The sequence below is a fragment of the Roseofilum sp. Guam genome (genome assembly GCF_017746735.1).
Classification (GTDB): domain Bacteria; phylum Cyanobacteriota; class Cyanobacteriia; order Cyanobacteriales; family Desertifilaceae; genus Roseofilum; species Roseofilum reptotaenium.
In genome coordinates this window covers 69,516-84,624 of record NZ_JAGHZN010000013.1, presented here as the reverse complement: position 1 = coordinate 84,624, position 15,109 = coordinate 69,516, and the positions used below count along the sequence as shown (strand labels likewise).

Sequence of the window (15,109 nt, the reverse complement as noted above, 5' to 3'; positions counted from 1 at the left end):
CATTTGGCAACATTTCTTAACCTTGCCAGCCTTCCCTTGAGTACAAGTACCCAATTTAGGCTGAACGGGTCGCACGATAGCTAAGATAATACGGGTCGTGGAAAATCCCAGATCGGGTGTGCCGGAAGAGAGTTCAAAGATACAGCCAGTGGCGGCGATCGCCGCAATACAGCACAGGGCTAAGAGTAAGCCACTTTTGGGAGTTAAAGCCATGGGTTATTTCTAGGAGTAAGGTTTAACGTCTTGACTGGAAAAACCAAATTTTTGCAGTTCTTCATTGAGAGCGATCGCATTTTCGATGCGGTCTACAAACATCACTCCCTGGAGATGATCGAGTTCATGCTGAATAGCACGGGAGAGGAGTCCGTCAGCTTGGAGGGTTTTGGGCCGGCCATATTCGTCTTTATAGCTGACTTGAATTACATCTGGTCGCTGGAGATCCATGTAGACCCCTGGAACACTCAGACATCCTTCTTGATAGGTACAGAGTTCGCGACCGTAGGATTTAATGGTGGGATTGATTAAGATTAAGGGAATATTGGCTGCCTCTTCCGGATCGCAGTCGATCACCACCAGTTGTTTGCCGATCGCTACTTGGGGAGCTGCCAGGCCGATCCCATCCGAACTATACATGGTTTGTAACATTTCTTTAGCCAGTTGGCGAATGCTCTCATCCACTTTCGAGATCCGCTTGGCATTCGTCCGCAGGACGCGATCGCCTAGGGTATGGATATTCAGTGGGGGGCGATCGAGTTTTTTCTTTTCTACCAGAACACTAGAACTCATAAGGTCTGTATCTTAAACAAGCTAAAGGTCGTGAATCATCTGATCTATTGTAACCAACTCCGGTATTGACTTAGATTTAGGGGCGATCGCTTGATGACAAGGGAAAGGTTTGCTTAAATTCTTCAATTAGGTCATCCATCTCTTCCAAGGCTTGATTGACATCTAACCGGAGACTACCTAGATTCGGTTGTTCGAGTAACTGTACGAGGGCTTCTCGCTTGCTCTCTAGGATAGTGACTTTTTCTTGAATAGTGGATAGATCCATTGTTTCTTTAATTCAGATAGGACTTCTCTATAGCTTAACAAAACTTGATACTTTCTCCCCACTCTACCCATAGATCAACCAGCTATTACCCAGAAGCGCTATATACTAGAAATCAGTGACATTGTGGGAGTAAATCTGGGCAGATGGTCAAATTTCAGATCCAGCCAGAGAGTGAAATTCCGGCTTCTAATCAGTTATTTAATCAATTACGATTTGCGATCGCCTCTGGTCAATACCCTCCTGGCTCTCAATTGCCGAGTACCCGTGCCTTAGCCATGCAAACCGGTTTGCATCGCAATACCATTAGCAAGGTCTATCGCCAATTAGAAGACACCGGGCTAGTTGAAGCCCAAGCTGGTTCGGGAATTTATGTGCGGCAGCAAGGGAAAGGACTGTTTACAAAGTATAAATCTGAACTGATCCAAACCTATCCCCAAGCTCAATCCATTGTCCAAAATAGCGTCAATCAATTAATTCAAGAAGGCTGCTCTCTCCACGAAGCACGAGAATTATTTTTAGCAGAAGTTGATTGGCGTTTGCGTTGTAGTGCGCGGGTTTTAGTCACGGCTCCCACCAATGATATTGGCGTAGGGCAACTGATGATGGAAGAATTACAAGCAGCTCTGCATATTCCTGTACAGTTAGTTCCTTTAGAAGAATTAGACGATCTCTTGAATCATACGCGATCGGCGACCGTCGTCACCAGTCGCTATTTTTTTGGCGATGCAGAAAACATTGCTGCACCCAAATCAGCGCGGGTAGTTCCTGTAGAAATCTATGATTATGCCCCCGAAGTTGAATTAGTCAAAGGACTACCTAAAGGCACATATTTTGGAGTAGTCAGTCTCTCCCATGGAATTTTACGCGCTGTTGAAGTGATTATTCATAGTTTGCGCGGTGAGGAGGTGTTGGTGATGACCGCTCATCGAGACGATCGCTATAAACTTAATGCTATGGTGAGGACGGTTCAGTATGTAGTCAGTGACGTTGCCAGTTATGACGCAGTTAAAGCTGCCCTCCAAGAAGCCAGAGAAGATATTATTCGCCCTCCTCGATTAATTCAAACCCAGAGTTATATCGATCAGTCTTCGATTAACCGCCTGAAGCGAGAACTGGGATTAGACTAATCCGTGAGCTGAAGGCTGGGCTAATAAATTGGCGATCGCTTGTGCTGTCATCGGTTTAGAGTAGAAGTAACCTTGACCATATTCACACCCGAATTGTTGCAGAAGTTTGTGCTGTTCAATCTTTTCAATGCCTTCAGCAACAATATCCATCCCTAAATTATGACCTAAATTAATCACGGCTTTAATAATTTCTCGATAGTGAGATGAAGCCTTAGAATCTAGATTGTTGAGAAAACTGCGGTCAATTTTTAGGGTATGAACGGGGAAACGATACAGATAGCTTAAGGAAGAATAACCCGTACCAAAATCATCAATACAGAGTTGAATCTGACGGGCTTTCAGTTGTTGAAAGATTAGATTAGCTACCTTAGAATTATCAATAATAGCGCTTTCCGTAATTTCTAGTTTGAGAAATTTCCCTTCAATCTGGTTTGCCTCTAGAATGCGATCGATTTGTTCGATTAGATCGGGTTGGGCAAACTGTTTGACAGACAGATTGACATTCATTGTCAGTGGAGAGCGATCGGGAAATTGGATATTCCAAAGGTGCAATTGCTGACAGGCCTGTTCCAGAACCCAAGTTCCAATCGGTAAAATTAACCCCGTTTCTTCAGCCACAGGAACAAATTCAGCGGGAGAAACAAATCCCCATTCGGGATGATACCAGCGTAGAAGCGATTCAAAACCGGTCAGTTGGCTGGTCTTTAAGTCAACAATGGGTTGATAGTAAAGGTGCAATTGTTGGCGATCGATGGCTCCTCGGAGGTCTGTTTCTAATTTAAGGCGGTTAACCGCTTGGGTATGGAGAAGGGTATTATAGACAGCGTAACGTCCTTTACCCGCCGTTTTAGCTTGGTACATAGCTAAATCTGCATCTCGGAGGATATCATCGGCTTGGTCATATCTGATCGTGCTTAGGGTAATTCCGATGCTGCTATTGGCAAAGACTTCATGACCATTGAGGTGGAAAGGATTGGAGAGTTTACTTAATATTCGTTGAGCGACTTTGGTGGCATCTTGAAGAGTGTGAATCTTGTCCAGGAAGATGGTAAATTCATCTCCTCCGAGTCGCGCCAGTAGATCGCTTGGACGGAGGCAGTTTTCTAGACGACGGGCGATCGCCATTAACAATAAGTCTCCTACTAAATGACCCAGACTATCATTGACTTTCTTAAAGCCATCTAAATCGAGAAATAGGACAGCAAACTGATAATTGGAGTCTTTTTGGGTCTTTTCAATGGCTCGTTGTAGATATTCAACAAACAAAGCGCGGTTGGGAAGATTGGTAAGATGATCGTAAAAGGCATGATGTTCGAGTTGTTCTTCCGCTTGTTTGCGATCGCTGATATCAGTTTGAATCCCAATAAAGTGGGTCAGATGGCCCTGGGTATTAAAAACCGGCGAAATCCGCACTTCATTCCAAAATAGTTGACCATCTTTACGCACATTTTGCAGAATGGCATGGCATTCTGTTCCTTGTTCAATAGCTTGACGAATTTCATCAAGGGCATTTTGATCCCGGTAAATCCCTTGCAGAAAACGGCAGTTCTGACCCAGCACATCTTCTCGCTTATATCCCGTAATCTCTTCAAAGGCTGGATTGACATAAACAATCGGATTATCCGGTTGAGTGGAATCAGTAATAATAATGCCATTATTGCTAGAGGCGATCGCCCGCTCCATCAAATTTAATTGATCTTGGGCTTGTAGGCGAGTCATCACGCTCGTTAGCACATTGGCGATCGTTTGTAAAAACGACACATCCTCCTGGGTAAATGGGCGATACTCCCTCGCATACACACTTAACACCCCAAACGGCCCATCAGAACCTGGAATCCCCGAAATAATCGTACTCACCCCAGAAACCACCCGATGATTATGCAACAGAGGAGAACCACTAAACCGAGTTTCTACCGGCAAATCCTCCACAATAATGGATTTTCCCTGAGATAAAGTATACCCCGCATGACAAGTGGGTTGAGCGCTTAACATCGCTTGACCCACCAATTCAGCTTGCCACCCTACCCCTGACCGGAGCAACAGCGTCTGATAATTCGGCAACAATTCCAAGATTGCACTATAGTCTACCGATAGAGTTTCACTGACCAACTCCACGGCTGTTTGCATTACAGCATCAAGATCGCGATCCTCTAAAGCCTTCTGGCTCAGTTCTGAAACCGCAGCTTGCTGTTGTAAACGGGAGTGCAATTCAATCTCCACCTGCTTATGATCGGTCATATCCCGACCCACCATATAAATTAACCCCTCATCTGGCTCGGGAACCGCAGTCCAAGCAATCCATCGATAGGAGCCATCTTGACAGCGATATCGATTTTCTAAATCAAGGCGGGGTTGTCCTGAGACTAATCGCTCTAACGCCAGGCGAGTAGGCTTTTTATCCTCTGGGTGGATGAACTGCAAGAAATTTTGTTGAGATAATTCTTCTGGGCTATATCCTAATGTCGTTTCCCATGTCAGATTTATTTTTTGTAGATTCCCCTGAAAGTCAATCAGACATAGGAGTTCTAGGGACAGGTTAAAAAAACGTTCCTGATAATTGATCTCAGTTGTCATCCGACCCTCGTGCCAATGCAAAGGGTCTGTTTGTCGGATAGATTTCTGAAATTGTTGAAGATGTTGTTGCACTGCGAAAATCCCTATGGAACTTTTGAATCAATCATCAACTTTTTCCCTTACAATTCTCCTATTTATTTGTTAAATATCAAATGATACATTAATTCTAGCATTTTTCAGATAGACTTGAGGGGGTTTCGGGTTGACCTGATATTAGATATAGAGTAAACACTATCTTTGAGAAAAAACAAATAGAGATTTATAATGGCATTGATTAGGAGATGATGTAGTTAGGGATCAATAGGATCGAGTCTAAATAATGATTAATATTTTTGATTCTCCATAGATATGTTTTTAGGGATTCTCTTGATGATTCTATCAACCAAGAGATTAGTCATCGGGTTTTATCTTATTGTTAAAATAAAAACAACCGTGAATGAAAAAACAAATTGATCAAAGAATTCCAGTGATTACTTTTAAATAAATTTCCACTAATATATCCATGATCGGATTTACTCTGAACTCCGATCAAAGAATCATAAATTATTTCTAAAATAATTTTTTATTAATATTTATTTTACCTAATCTTAACCAAAAGAGCGCCATAAAGGGTTAACCTGCAATCAACATCTTCTCGTACACTGAAGATTGCCCTAATCTCAAACTTGATTGATCTTATGTTTTCCTTCTCTAACTGCAAGCGTAAAAGCATTTCCCTATTAATTGCAGCCCTGAGCGCTGTAGCCTTAGCCTCCTGTGCTGGTGGAGATGATACATCTCAAGTGGGAAGCACTACAGGTGGAGGTGAAGCGAAATCCACCAGCAAATTGGCCCTAGCCGGTAACACCAGTTTAACGGGAGCCGGAGCCTCTTTTCCCGCCCCCCTTTACCAACGCTGGTTCCTAGATTTTAGTAATGCAACCCCCAACCTTCAGATTGACTATCAGTCGGTTGGTAGTGGAGCTGGGGTAGAACGATTTATGCAAAACTTGGTTAACTTTGGAGCCAGTGATGTAGCGATGAAAGATGATGAAATCTCTGAAGTTGACAAAGGCGTTTTGATGCTCCCCATGACCGCTGGAAGTGTGGTAATGGCTTATAACCTTCCAGGTGTTGATGAACTCAACTTAACCCAAGAAGCTTTGATTGATATCCTCTTAGGGAATATTACCCAATGGAATGACCCCAAAATTGCCTCAGCTAATTCCGGTATCACTCTTCCAGATACAAATATCACCGTAGTTTATCGGTCTGACGGTAGCGGAACCACAGGGGTGTTCACTAAAAATCTGAGCGCCATGAGCGAAGAGTGGAAAAACCAAGTTGGTGAAGGCAAAACTGTAGAATGGCCGGTTGGTATTGGTGGAGCCAAAAATGATGGGGTAGCCGCCCAAGTCAGGCAAACAGAAGGAGCCATTGGTTATCTAGAGCTAGGATTTGCCAAAAGCGCCGGCTTGAATATGGCATCCCTAGAAAATAAATCGGGTAATTTTATTTATCCCACTGATGAAGCAGCATCTCAATCCCTGGCAGCGGTGCAATTACCGGAAAACTTACGCGCTTTTGTCACGAACCCAGAAGGGGAAGAGTCTTATCCGATTGTCACCTATACTTGGTTGCTGGCCTACAAGGAATATGATGATCCAGAAATTGCCAAGTCTGTCGAAGCCATGATTGAATATGGTCTGAACGAGGGACAAACGATTAGTGCCGATTTGGGCTACATTCCCTTACCGGATAACGTGCGGGAAAAAGTGGCCATGGTTGCTGATTCCATTAGCCCAGATTATGAGATTGAAGTGAAATAGAGTCTCAATTTCCTCGTGCGATTAGGAGTAAGGGACTCCCTTACTCCTAACCCTTGATTCCCCACCTATGTTATTAATGTTATTCTATGGTTTCTGTAGCAAAAGCTGAATCTGGGCGATCGCGCTCTAATGTAGAAAAAAACTTAGACCGAGGTTTTATTGGTCTTACCTTTATTTTTGCCTTATCCATCGCCGCTATCCTAATTATCATCACCCTCACTGTGGGTTTGGGTGCTCTTGATGCTCTGCAACAATTTGGTATTCCCTTTCTCTTCCAAAGTGCCTGGAACCCGGTTCAAGATGAATATGGGATTTGGCCCATGATCTACGGAACGATGATGAGTGCAGCCATTGCTCTAATGATTGCTGTACCTCTCGGTCTGGGAACGGCTGTTTTCCTGAGTGAAGACTTTATTCCCGTCAATATCCGTACTGTTTTGGTGTTTCTGGTCGAACTGCTGGCAGCTATTCCCAGTGTGGTGTATGGATTATGGGGGATTTTCGTCTTAATTCCTCTGATCAAGCCTATGGGTGACTTTATGCATAACACCTTTGGGTGGTTTCCCTTGTTTAGCACCCCTCTAGCTGGCCCAGGCATGTTACCGGCTGGATTAGTCCTATCTATTATGATTCTACCGATTATTACGGCGATCGCCCGTGATTCCCTAGCTAGCTTGCCTCCAGACCTACGACAAGCCTCCCTAGGACTCGGTGCAACCCGGTGGGTCACCATTTTCCGCGTTCTCCTGCCAGCCGCCTTCTCCGGTATCGTTGGCGGAATTATGTTAGCTCTTGGTCGAGCCATGGGAGAAACCATGGCGGCTACCATGCTCATCGGTAACTCTAACAAAATGAGCCTCTCGATTTTGGCTCCCGGTAATACCATTGCCTCATTGATGGCGAACCAATTCCCTGAAGCCTCTGGACTACAGGTTTCTGCCCTCATGTACGCCGGTTTGATTCTGATGATTCTGACCTTAGTCGTCAATGTGCTAGCTGAATGGATTGTCAATCAAGTCAAAGCCAAATATGACTAGGTTAATAGGTAATGGCTAAATTTCCCCCTATTCCCTATTTCCTATTCCCTATTCCCTATTCCCTGACTTTATGAACCCTTCTACAGAATCGAAGTCCCTAGCCAGTAGCCTAATCCAAGATAATAGCCGCCCCAGAGCCATATTTGATCGGGTGATGACAACCATTTCTGGGATTTGTATTGGACTAACAATATTGCCCCTATTTGCGGTCTTAATTTATGTGATTATTAAAGGAGGATCGCGCCTAAGTCTAGCTCTATTCACCCAATTGCCACCAGCAGCCGGACAAACTGGAGGAGGAATTGCTAACGCTATCCTAGGAACGTTTATTACCGTCGGCATTGCCAGCGTAATTGCTGTACCTATTGGCGTATTGGCAGCCGTTTATCTATCTGAATTTAGTTCGAGTAGCCAAGTCGCCCGTAAAGTGGCTCGTGGAATTCGGTTTGCCACGAATGTCCTGAGTGGTGTGCCCTCCATTATTGCTGGAGTCTTTGCATATAGTTTAGTTGTTTTAACCACAGGAACCTTTTCTGCCTTAGCAGGAGGCGTAGCCCTATCGGTGTTAATGCTTCCTACCATTATTCGGACCACCGACGAAGCACTGCAAATTGTACCTCAAGATATTCGTTGGGCATCCGTTGGTGTAGGAGCATCCAATTATCAAACTGTCCTTAAAGTGGTTTTACCCGCTGCCCTCCCTGCCATTTTGACTGGAGTCACCCTAGCGGTTGCCCGTGCTTCGGGAGAAACCGCGCCCCTCCTATTTACGGCACTCAATTCTAATTTTTGGCCCAGAGGCTTGATGGCTCCTACGCCATCCTTAGCCGTGCTAGTTTACAACTTTGCGAGTAGTTTTGATCTGAAACTGCAAGAATTAGCTTGGGCAGCATCTTTAGTCTTAGTCATGTTGGTATTAATCAGTAGTATTATTGCTCGATTAGCCACCCGTCAAAGTCAGTTTTAAGGTTTATACGTTTATTCAAGAATTGAGGAAAGACCATGACCAATGCAGATTCAACAAATGCGGATTCAACTACAGTGAACAAAACTGAAACCGTCTTAAGAACTGACAATGTAAGTATTTTTTACGGTGATTTTAAAGCGGTTCGGGATGTATCTATGGACATCCCCAAAAATCGTGTAACTGCTTTTATTGGCCCATCAGGATGCGGTAAAAGTACGATTTTAAGGTGTTTTAATCGTCTGAATGACTTAATTCCCATCTTTAAGTTAGAAGGAAAAATCTTCTATCACGATCAAAGTTTATACGAAAATAACATTGATGCAGTGGAAGTTCGCCGACGGATTGGCATGGTGTTTCAAAAACCCAACCCTTTCCCCAAATCCATTTATGATAATATCGCCTATGGTGTGCGGATTAATGGGTTAGGTAAATCTAAGTCAGAGATTGACGAAATTGTGGAGCGATCGCTCCGTCAAGCGGCCCTATGGGATGAAGTCAAAGATAAAATGCACCAAAGTGGGTTTGCCCTGTCTGGAGGACAACAACAACGCCTGTGTATTGCTCGCACAGTTGCTATTAATCCGGATGTGGTGTTAATGGATGAACCCTGTGCATCCCTCGACCCCATTTCTACCCTGAAAGTAGAAGAGCTGATCCATGAACTCAAAGAAAATTACACCATTGTAATTGTGACTCACAATATGCAACAGGCTTCGCGGGTGTCTGATATGACTGCCTTCTTCAACGCTAAAGCAATTGAAGGGGGTAAACGGTTTGGGTATTTAGTCGAATATGACAATACAGAAGATATTTTCCAAAATCCCCAAGAAGAAGCCACTCAGCAGTATGTCAGTGGACGCTTTGGATAAGATTAATCACGACCCAATGATCGCCAACGTCACCATTCACGATAGGATCAACTGACGAGTAAATCTCAATGATGCAGTTTTTGATGATCCTTATGAAGCGATTTTTTGCACGATTGCTACCCTTGATTTTAGTGGCGATCATGGGTTTGGTTGGGTGTTCCAACACCCCTTCTGTGATTACAGGCAACTATTCTCAAGATACTTTGAATATGGTTGATAGCCTACGCACGGCCATCGAACTTCCTGAAGATGCTCCCAATAAGGCTGAGGCTCAAGCAGAGGCAAGGGAGTTAATTAATCAATATGCGTCTCGATATCGTCGAGATAGATCTGTGGCTACTTTAACTTCATTTACCACAATCCGCACAGCACTCAACAGTTTGGCAGGACATTATAGTTCTTATCCGAATCGTCCGGTTCCAGAAAAGTTAAAACAACGGATTAACCAGGAATTGCGCCAAGTCGAAGCAGCGCTTAAACGGGGAGCCTAATTGCCCAGTCTCAAGGCTAATCGGTAATAAGTAATGGGTAAACGGTTTTTCCCTAGAGAAACCCAGTTTTACTCATTACTCACTCCTCATTACTCCTAGGTTAAGGCTGGGGTTAGATTGAGGTTGGGTTCGTTTTGCAAGAGTCCCGTTAACAGAGAAGCTGGGTGTTCGGGGTAAGGCCAAGCAAAAGCATGGCGGAATGAAGCATCTTGACAGGCTTGGAGTTGTTCAAAGTCGATGATGTCTAAAGTTAGTAAGTTTTCATATTCAAAGGGTAGACGAACATTATGGAGTCCGGCATTATCGGTACAAATAGCAATGTCTACCCCAGCATCAAAACAGCGATCGAAGACAATTTTCAGTTCACTTAAGTCGTCTAGAGTTCCTGTTTTCAGGTAGGTAGTCGGGCATACTTCTAGACATTGCCCTTGCCTCGCCAGTTGCGGTAAGAGATGAGGGTAGTGGAGGGGAATTTGAATCCCATGGCCAATACGCATCAGATAGGGGAGTAGTTCAGGATAACAACCCTCATGGGTTTCGTAGAGATGGCCGGTTGTTTTGAGGCCGAGCGATCGCGCATACTCATAGAGCTGAATTAATTCCAACAAGCGATCGCCATAATGGGCATCTCCACCTGCAAGATCAATTCCACAAACATATTCAGGCATTTGGGCGGCAAGTTCCACAATCGCCCGATTTACCTCATCAGGCAGACGAGAATGGGTACAGAGGATCTGGCTTGTAATAATACTATAGTTATGATTTTGGCTCGCCTGACCTACAGCTTCCACAATAGCCGCCATGCGATCGATACGATCGTTCTGGCTATACTCTTCTGGAGTCCGCAGGTAAGGCGTATAGCGTAATTCCAAATAGGCTAAATTTTCAAACACATAAGCCCCTCGAATCAAGCGATAAATAAAATAGGGTAATGTGTCTAAAGTTTGGGTTTTCTCAACTAAGGTATGGAGTTCTAAATATTCATCTAAGGTTTTCCGAGGACGGGTATAGAAATCTTCAAAGTCAGGATACTCAGCAAACTGCTCAGACCATTCTGAGCCACTACGGTGAAAATAGCGCCAGAGAATGCGAGGGACGACCGAACCGCCTAAGTGTCGGTGGAGTTCAGCATAAAGAGCCACAAGGATAACCTCTTAAAATCTGCGATCGATGGAATTTAATCACATTTCACCTCCTATGGTAATCCTGAAAATTTAGTTCAGCACCCTTCAGGACAAATTTCAATCCGTTACTCCAAAGATCAAAAATTTTTAAGAGACGCTTTCAATTCGGGTTAAGCGGGCCCCTAGATTTCGCAGTTTGACTTCAAGCTGTTCATAGCCCCGGTCTAGATGTTGTAAATCTTGAACGGTTGTGGTGCCTTCAGCAGCTAATCCCGCTACAACTAGAGCAGCGGAAGCCCGTAAATCTGTGGCTAATACCGGCGCACCTGATAACAGGGGTACACCTTTAACAATAGCTATATTCCCCTTAACACGGATATTGGCTCCCATGCGCTGTAATTCAGCCACATGGCGTAGACGATTTTCAAACACGGTTTCGGTGACCATACTATTACCATCGGCTATGGTGAGCAAAGCCATAAACTGGGCTTGCATATCTGTGGGAAAGCCAGGATAAGGAAGGGTTTCAATGTCTGTCGGTAAAATACGTTCTGCGGGAAGAAGGCGTAATTGTCTTTCTCCTTCTTTGATTACTTTTGCACCCGTTTCTTCTAATTTAGCGATTACTGGAGTCAGGTGAGAGGCAATCACCCGATTGAGCAACAATTCGGATTGGGTAATGGCAGCCGCGACTAAAAAGGTTCCAGCCTCAATGCGATCGGGAATGACTTCATAGTCGGTACTATGCAGTTGAGAAACCCCTTCAATCCAAATCGTTTTTGTGCCAGCTCCCTTAATGCGAGCGCCCATAGAACGACAGAAGTTAGCTAAATCTACAACTTCGGGTTCTTGCGCAGCATTTTCAATACAGGTTTCCCCATCCGCTAAGGTCGCTGCCATCATCAGGGTTTCCGTTGCCCCCACACTGGGATAATCCAGATAGATTTTAGCTCCTTTGAGTTTACCCTGGGGAGCATAGGCATTCACAACTCCATGTTCGATTTGGACATGGGCCCCCATGGCTTGGAGTCCGCGCACATGCAGATCTACAGGACGAGCGCCGATCGCACAGCCACCGGGTAAGGGCACTTGGGCTGTACCCAAACGGGCTAATAAGGGGCCAATAATAAAGAAACTGGCTCGCAGTTGGCTAACTACTTCATAGGGTGCTTGTCCTTGAGTGATGTCAGTGGCATCCAATTCTAGGGTGTCTCCCTGACGTTGGAGCTGAATGCCCAAAGATTCTAGAATCTGGCCCATGCGATTGACATCAACCAGGTTGGGTACATTGCGTAATCGGCAAGTTTGGGAGCAAAGTACTACGCCTGCGAGAATAGCTAAGGCGGAGTTTTTGGCTCCACTGATCTGCACTTGGCCGCTTAAGCGGAATTTGCCTTCAATTTCAAGCATAGAAGGGGTTTTTGCCGCTGCCACAGGCGCGACATTAGTTGAAATCACGGTATTAATAGCTCTATCCTCCAAAAATTAAGTAATTCTTACCATAGGTTCCGAAGTTGGTTTGATTGTACCGGAAAGTTTTCCAGTACGCTAATCCAATCTCCGGATCTTTTATTCAGTTTTCAGAGGCACGGGCTTCTAGCCATAGGGGAACGACAATCCAAGCGATGAGGAGAAGTAGGGCGAGGATCGCAAATTGTCCCACCCAAGCGATGAGTTGCTCGAGGGAAATGAGGTGACCAACAAAGAACGCGAGACTCACCATAACACTTGCCCAAAGGGTGGCTCCAGCAACGTTACAGAGGAGGAATTTAGGATAGGGCATTTCTACAATACCTGCGATCGGTCCAGCAAAGATCCGCAGCAGGGCAATGAAGCGACCGAGAAAGACGGCGCGAGCGGCATTTTGCTGAAATTTGCTTTTGGCATTTTCCAGTTGATGTTCAGCGACTCGAAAGAATTTGCCTACTTTGAGCAGTAGGGGCCATCCTCCGGTTCTGCCGATCCAATATCCACAACTATCCCCGATCGCCGCTCCGGCGATCGCACTAATGAGAACTCGCCAATATACCATTTCACCGCTACCCGCTAGAAATCCACCAACGAGGGTAATGGTTTCACCCGGTAGGGGGAGTCCGGTATTTTCGAGCATTATGCCCAGGAAGATGGTCCAGTATCCGTATTGACTGGCGAGGGATTGAATTGTATCGAGTGAGAGAAATTCTAAGGACATGCAAACCAGGTAGGTGAGAAGAGAACGTATGAGTTACGTTGTCAGATTAAGCTTTTTTCGATCTTGGCGTGTAATCCAGGTACTGTCAATCTGGATTGGGGATCAATGCTTCAGGAAAGTTTGGGTAATCTGGTGAAGTTCTGAGAAAGTGTTGTTTTTGGGGCTGACAATTCTCAATTTTCACGCTTATATTAAGAAGGTCTTAAGAGGCGATCGCTAGAGTATGATTACTTAAAGCTAGAGTTCGGTCACTCAGTTTACCAACTTTTTTAGCTTTAGATCTTAGATTGGTCAAGGAACTCAACCTCCTAGGGACTTACTAAAAGGATAATCACGATGACAAGTACAGCAATGGGTCAGTTTACGGTTCTTCACCCTCAAGGGTCTTTTGATGCTCAGAGGGGTGAACAGATTTCTCGGCAGATTGAGGAGATCTCCTCTCAAATGTCTATCCTTTGTCTAGATTTGGCTGGGGTGGGTTTTATGGATAGTGCGGGTTTAGGTAAATTGGTTCATGGACTCAAAGCAGCTCGCCAGCAGGGTTGCCGCCTGGTTCTGTGCAATATTCCAGGACAGGTGAAATTAATATTAGATATCGCTAGACTAGAAGGTGTATTTGAAATTTACCCTTCCTACGAAAAAGTATTAGAGGTGTTTCAACCGGATCAATTGATGGCATTAAGCGCTGTTTGAAGGAAGCGGTTTGATTTGCAAGTCGATGAGGGGGGTTCCGATTTGGCAATACCAATAACTGGTGAGTAAGTCTGGCTCTTGAACCCCCAAACTGGCTAAGACTGGGGTATCAGGAAACGGAATCAGGCGATCGAAGCAGGGATTGGATGTGCCTCCAAACTGAAGCAGATAAACGCCAGGAATAGCTTGAATATGGCGCAGCAATTGATAACCGAGTTGGTAGAGGGTTTGACGAGTTTGATCGCCTAAATGTAGGGGTTGATGATAGGTCAGGTTCCCATTTTGAATCGCTTCACCATAAAGCGGGCCTTTGGCGCTGAGAATAATTGGTAACCAATTTTTTCCTTCACCGATCGGATATCCCCAGGTGGAAACCGTTTGCTGCAAGGACTCTATGGAGCGACAATATTCGTAAGTTTTTTGACCCAAAAACGGAAGATGATCGGGAATATTGAGGGTGAGTGGACAGAACAAAACCTCCTCTGAAGCTTTGAGCGTTTGGATCGATTGAATCGTTGTGTCAATCTTGGGTGAAATTCGTTGTATGGTGTCCTGTAATTTGATGGGTAGAGTAGCCGAGCGATCGCGCTCTGACTCGACAACGATCTGTACAGAGGAATAGATCATGGCGATCGGTTAGGTTTGGGGAGAGGTGATGGGAAAGTTAGGTAAATCAATGCGAGACGGGTTACGGGTTCTCATGGCTAACCGATAACTGACGCTTTGTAATTCAGCATGGAGTTGCCTATTTTCCCGTTGCAGGAGGGAAACCTTTTCCCGGATGGGTTCCATGCGTTCGGCAAATTTTTGCCGATAGAGATGGGGAAGTTCTTGTACGACTTGTTCGAGCATTCCAGAGCGATCGCTTAATTCTTGCACGGACTGGCGCAGTTGATAAATCTCACCATCTCGCTCTTGAATTTGTTCTTGATAAAACTGTACTTGCTCTTCCACCTTTTGCAGTTGCTCTTGTAGCGATCGCAAATTTTCGGTTTGATCTGCTGACCCAGTTTGAGCCGGGATAAATGAGGCGTTTCCTTTCACTAAGCGAAACAGTTCTTGAGACAACTGTTGTACCAATTGATCTCTTAAGGTTAACTCTTCCTGCAAGCGCGTCATTTCGGCTTGAAATTCCTGAATAGCTTCCGAGTCAGAAGAATGGGTCATGTTTTAAGGT

16 protein-coding genes are annotated in these 15,109 nt (G+C 44.8%); 7 read left to right on the top strand and 9 right to left on the bottom strand.

Translation table 11 applies throughout. The features are described 5' to 3' along the window. The 3 genes from J7529_RS06660 to J7529_RS06650 form a co-directional block, all read right to left on the bottom strand. A partial coding sequence (locus J7529_RS06660; RefSeq protein WP_318728334.1) for a hypothetical protein occupies nucleotides 1–213 on the bottom strand: 213 nt, incomplete at its 3' end. 9 nt (nucleotides 214–222) lie between these two features. Then, complete coding sequence (gene def / locus J7529_RS06655) at nucleotides 223–786, bottom strand: peptide deformylase (RefSeq protein ID WP_318728333.1); 564 nt, start codon at nucleotides 784–786, stop codon at nucleotides 223–225. A gap of 76 nt (nucleotides 787–862) precedes the next feature. Next, the gene (locus tag J7529_RS06650; RefSeq protein ID WP_271939893.1) at nucleotides 863–1,051 is read right to left on the bottom strand and encodes a hypothetical protein; all 189 of its coding nucleotides are present in this window, start codon (nucleotides 1,049–1,051) and stop codon (nucleotides 863–865) included. Between the two features lie 143 nt (nucleotides 1,052–1,194). Between J7529_RS06650 and J7529_RS06645 the strand changes: the two genes are divergently transcribed. After that, entirely contained in the window at nucleotides 1,195–2,178 is a 984-nt protein-coding gene (locus tag J7529_RS06645) for a GntR family transcriptional regulator (RefSeq protein ID WP_318728332.1), read from the top strand. Here J7529_RS06645 and J7529_RS06640 read toward each other — a convergent pair. Continuing rightward, on the bottom strand, nucleotides 2,170–4,752 hold the full coding sequence (locus J7529_RS06640) for an EAL domain-containing protein (RefSeq protein ID WP_318728331.1): 2,583 nt from the start codon (nucleotides 4,750–4,752) through the stop codon (nucleotides 2,170–2,172). The two genes, J7529_RS06645 and J7529_RS06640, sit on opposite strands and share 9 nt — an antisense overlap. A gap of 677 nt (nucleotides 4,753–5,429) precedes the next feature. Between J7529_RS06640 and pstS the strand changes: the two genes are divergently transcribed. The 5 genes from pstS (at nucleotide 5,430) to psb27 (ending at nucleotide 9,924) form a co-directional block, all read left to right on the top strand. After that, on the top strand, nucleotides 5,430–6,560 hold the full coding sequence (pstS, locus tag J7529_RS06635; RefSeq protein WP_271939896.1) for a phosphate ABC transporter substrate-binding protein PstS: 1,131 nt from the start codon (nucleotides 5,430–5,432) through the stop codon (nucleotides 6,558–6,560). Nucleotides 6,561–6,646: 86 nt separating this feature from the next. Further along, nucleotides 6,647–7,597 (top strand): phosphate ABC transporter permease subunit PstC, encoded by a 951-nt coding sequence (gene pstC, locus J7529_RS06630; RefSeq protein WP_271939897.1) that lies wholly within the window; start codon nucleotides 6,647–6,649, stop codon nucleotides 7,595–7,597. 70 nt (nucleotides 7,598–7,667) lie between these two features. Beyond that, nucleotides 7,668–8,564, top strand: coding sequence for a phosphate ABC transporter permease PstA (gene pstA, locus J7529_RS06625; RefSeq protein WP_271939898.1), 897 nt, complete (start codon nucleotides 7,668–7,670; stop codon nucleotides 8,562–8,564). A gap of 35 nt (nucleotides 8,565–8,599) precedes the next feature. Further along, complete coding sequence (pstB, locus tag J7529_RS06620; protein WP_271939899.1) at nucleotides 8,600–9,433, top strand: phosphate ABC transporter ATP-binding protein PstB; 834 nt, start codon at nucleotides 8,600–8,602, stop codon at nucleotides 9,431–9,433. A gap of 92 nt (nucleotides 9,434–9,525) precedes the next feature. Beyond that, nucleotides 9,526–9,924: a photosystem II protein Psb27 gene (gene psb27, locus J7529_RS06615; protein WP_271939900.1), complete on the top strand. Its 399-nt coding sequence runs from the start codon at nucleotides 9,526–9,528 to the stop codon at nucleotides 9,922–9,924. Between the two features lie 95 nt (nucleotides 9,925–10,019). Here psb27 and J7529_RS06610 read toward each other — a convergent pair whose 3' ends face one another. From J7529_RS06610 to J7529_RS06600, 3 genes are all read right to left on the bottom strand, one after another. Next, on the bottom strand, nucleotides 10,020–11,066 hold the full coding sequence (locus J7529_RS06610) for a hypothetical protein (protein ID WP_318728330.1): 1,047 nt from the start codon (nucleotides 11,064–11,066) through the stop codon (nucleotides 10,020–10,022). Nucleotides 11,067–11,195: 129 nt separating this feature from the next. Further along, on the bottom strand, nucleotides 11,196–12,530 hold the full coding sequence (gene murA, locus J7529_RS06605) for a UDP-N-acetylglucosamine 1-carboxyvinyltransferase (RefSeq protein WP_413038822.1): 1,335 nt from the start codon (nucleotides 12,528–12,530) through the stop codon (nucleotides 11,196–11,198). 91 nt (nucleotides 12,531–12,621) lie between these two features. After that, complete coding sequence (locus J7529_RS06600) at nucleotides 12,622–13,239, bottom strand: DedA family protein (protein ID WP_271939902.1); 618 nt, start codon at nucleotides 13,237–13,239, stop codon at nucleotides 12,622–12,624. Nucleotides 13,240–13,575: 336 nt separating this feature from the next. On the opposite strand from J7529_RS06600, the gene J7529_RS06595 reads away from it, so the two are divergent. Beyond that, nucleotides 13,576–13,932: an STAS domain-containing protein gene (locus J7529_RS06595; RefSeq protein WP_271939903.1), complete on the top strand. Its 357-nt coding sequence runs from the start codon at nucleotides 13,576–13,578 to the stop codon at nucleotides 13,930–13,932. Here the strand turns inward: J7529_RS06595 and J7529_RS06590 are convergent. Both J7529_RS06590 and J7529_RS06585 read right to left on the bottom strand, forming a co-directional pair. Then, nucleotides 13,918–14,559, bottom strand: coding sequence for a hypothetical protein (locus J7529_RS06590; RefSeq protein ID WP_318728328.1), 642 nt, complete (start codon nucleotides 14,557–14,559; stop codon nucleotides 13,918–13,920). The genes J7529_RS06595 and J7529_RS06590 overlap by 15 nt on opposite strands. A 9-nt stretch (nucleotides 14,560–14,568) precedes the next feature. Beyond that, nucleotides 14,569–15,099, bottom strand: a complete 531-nt coding sequence (locus J7529_RS06585; protein ID WP_271939905.1) for an Npun_F5560 family protein — start codon at nucleotides 15,097–15,099, stop codon at nucleotides 14,569–14,571. Nucleotides 15,100–15,109 lie beyond the last annotated feature (10 nt).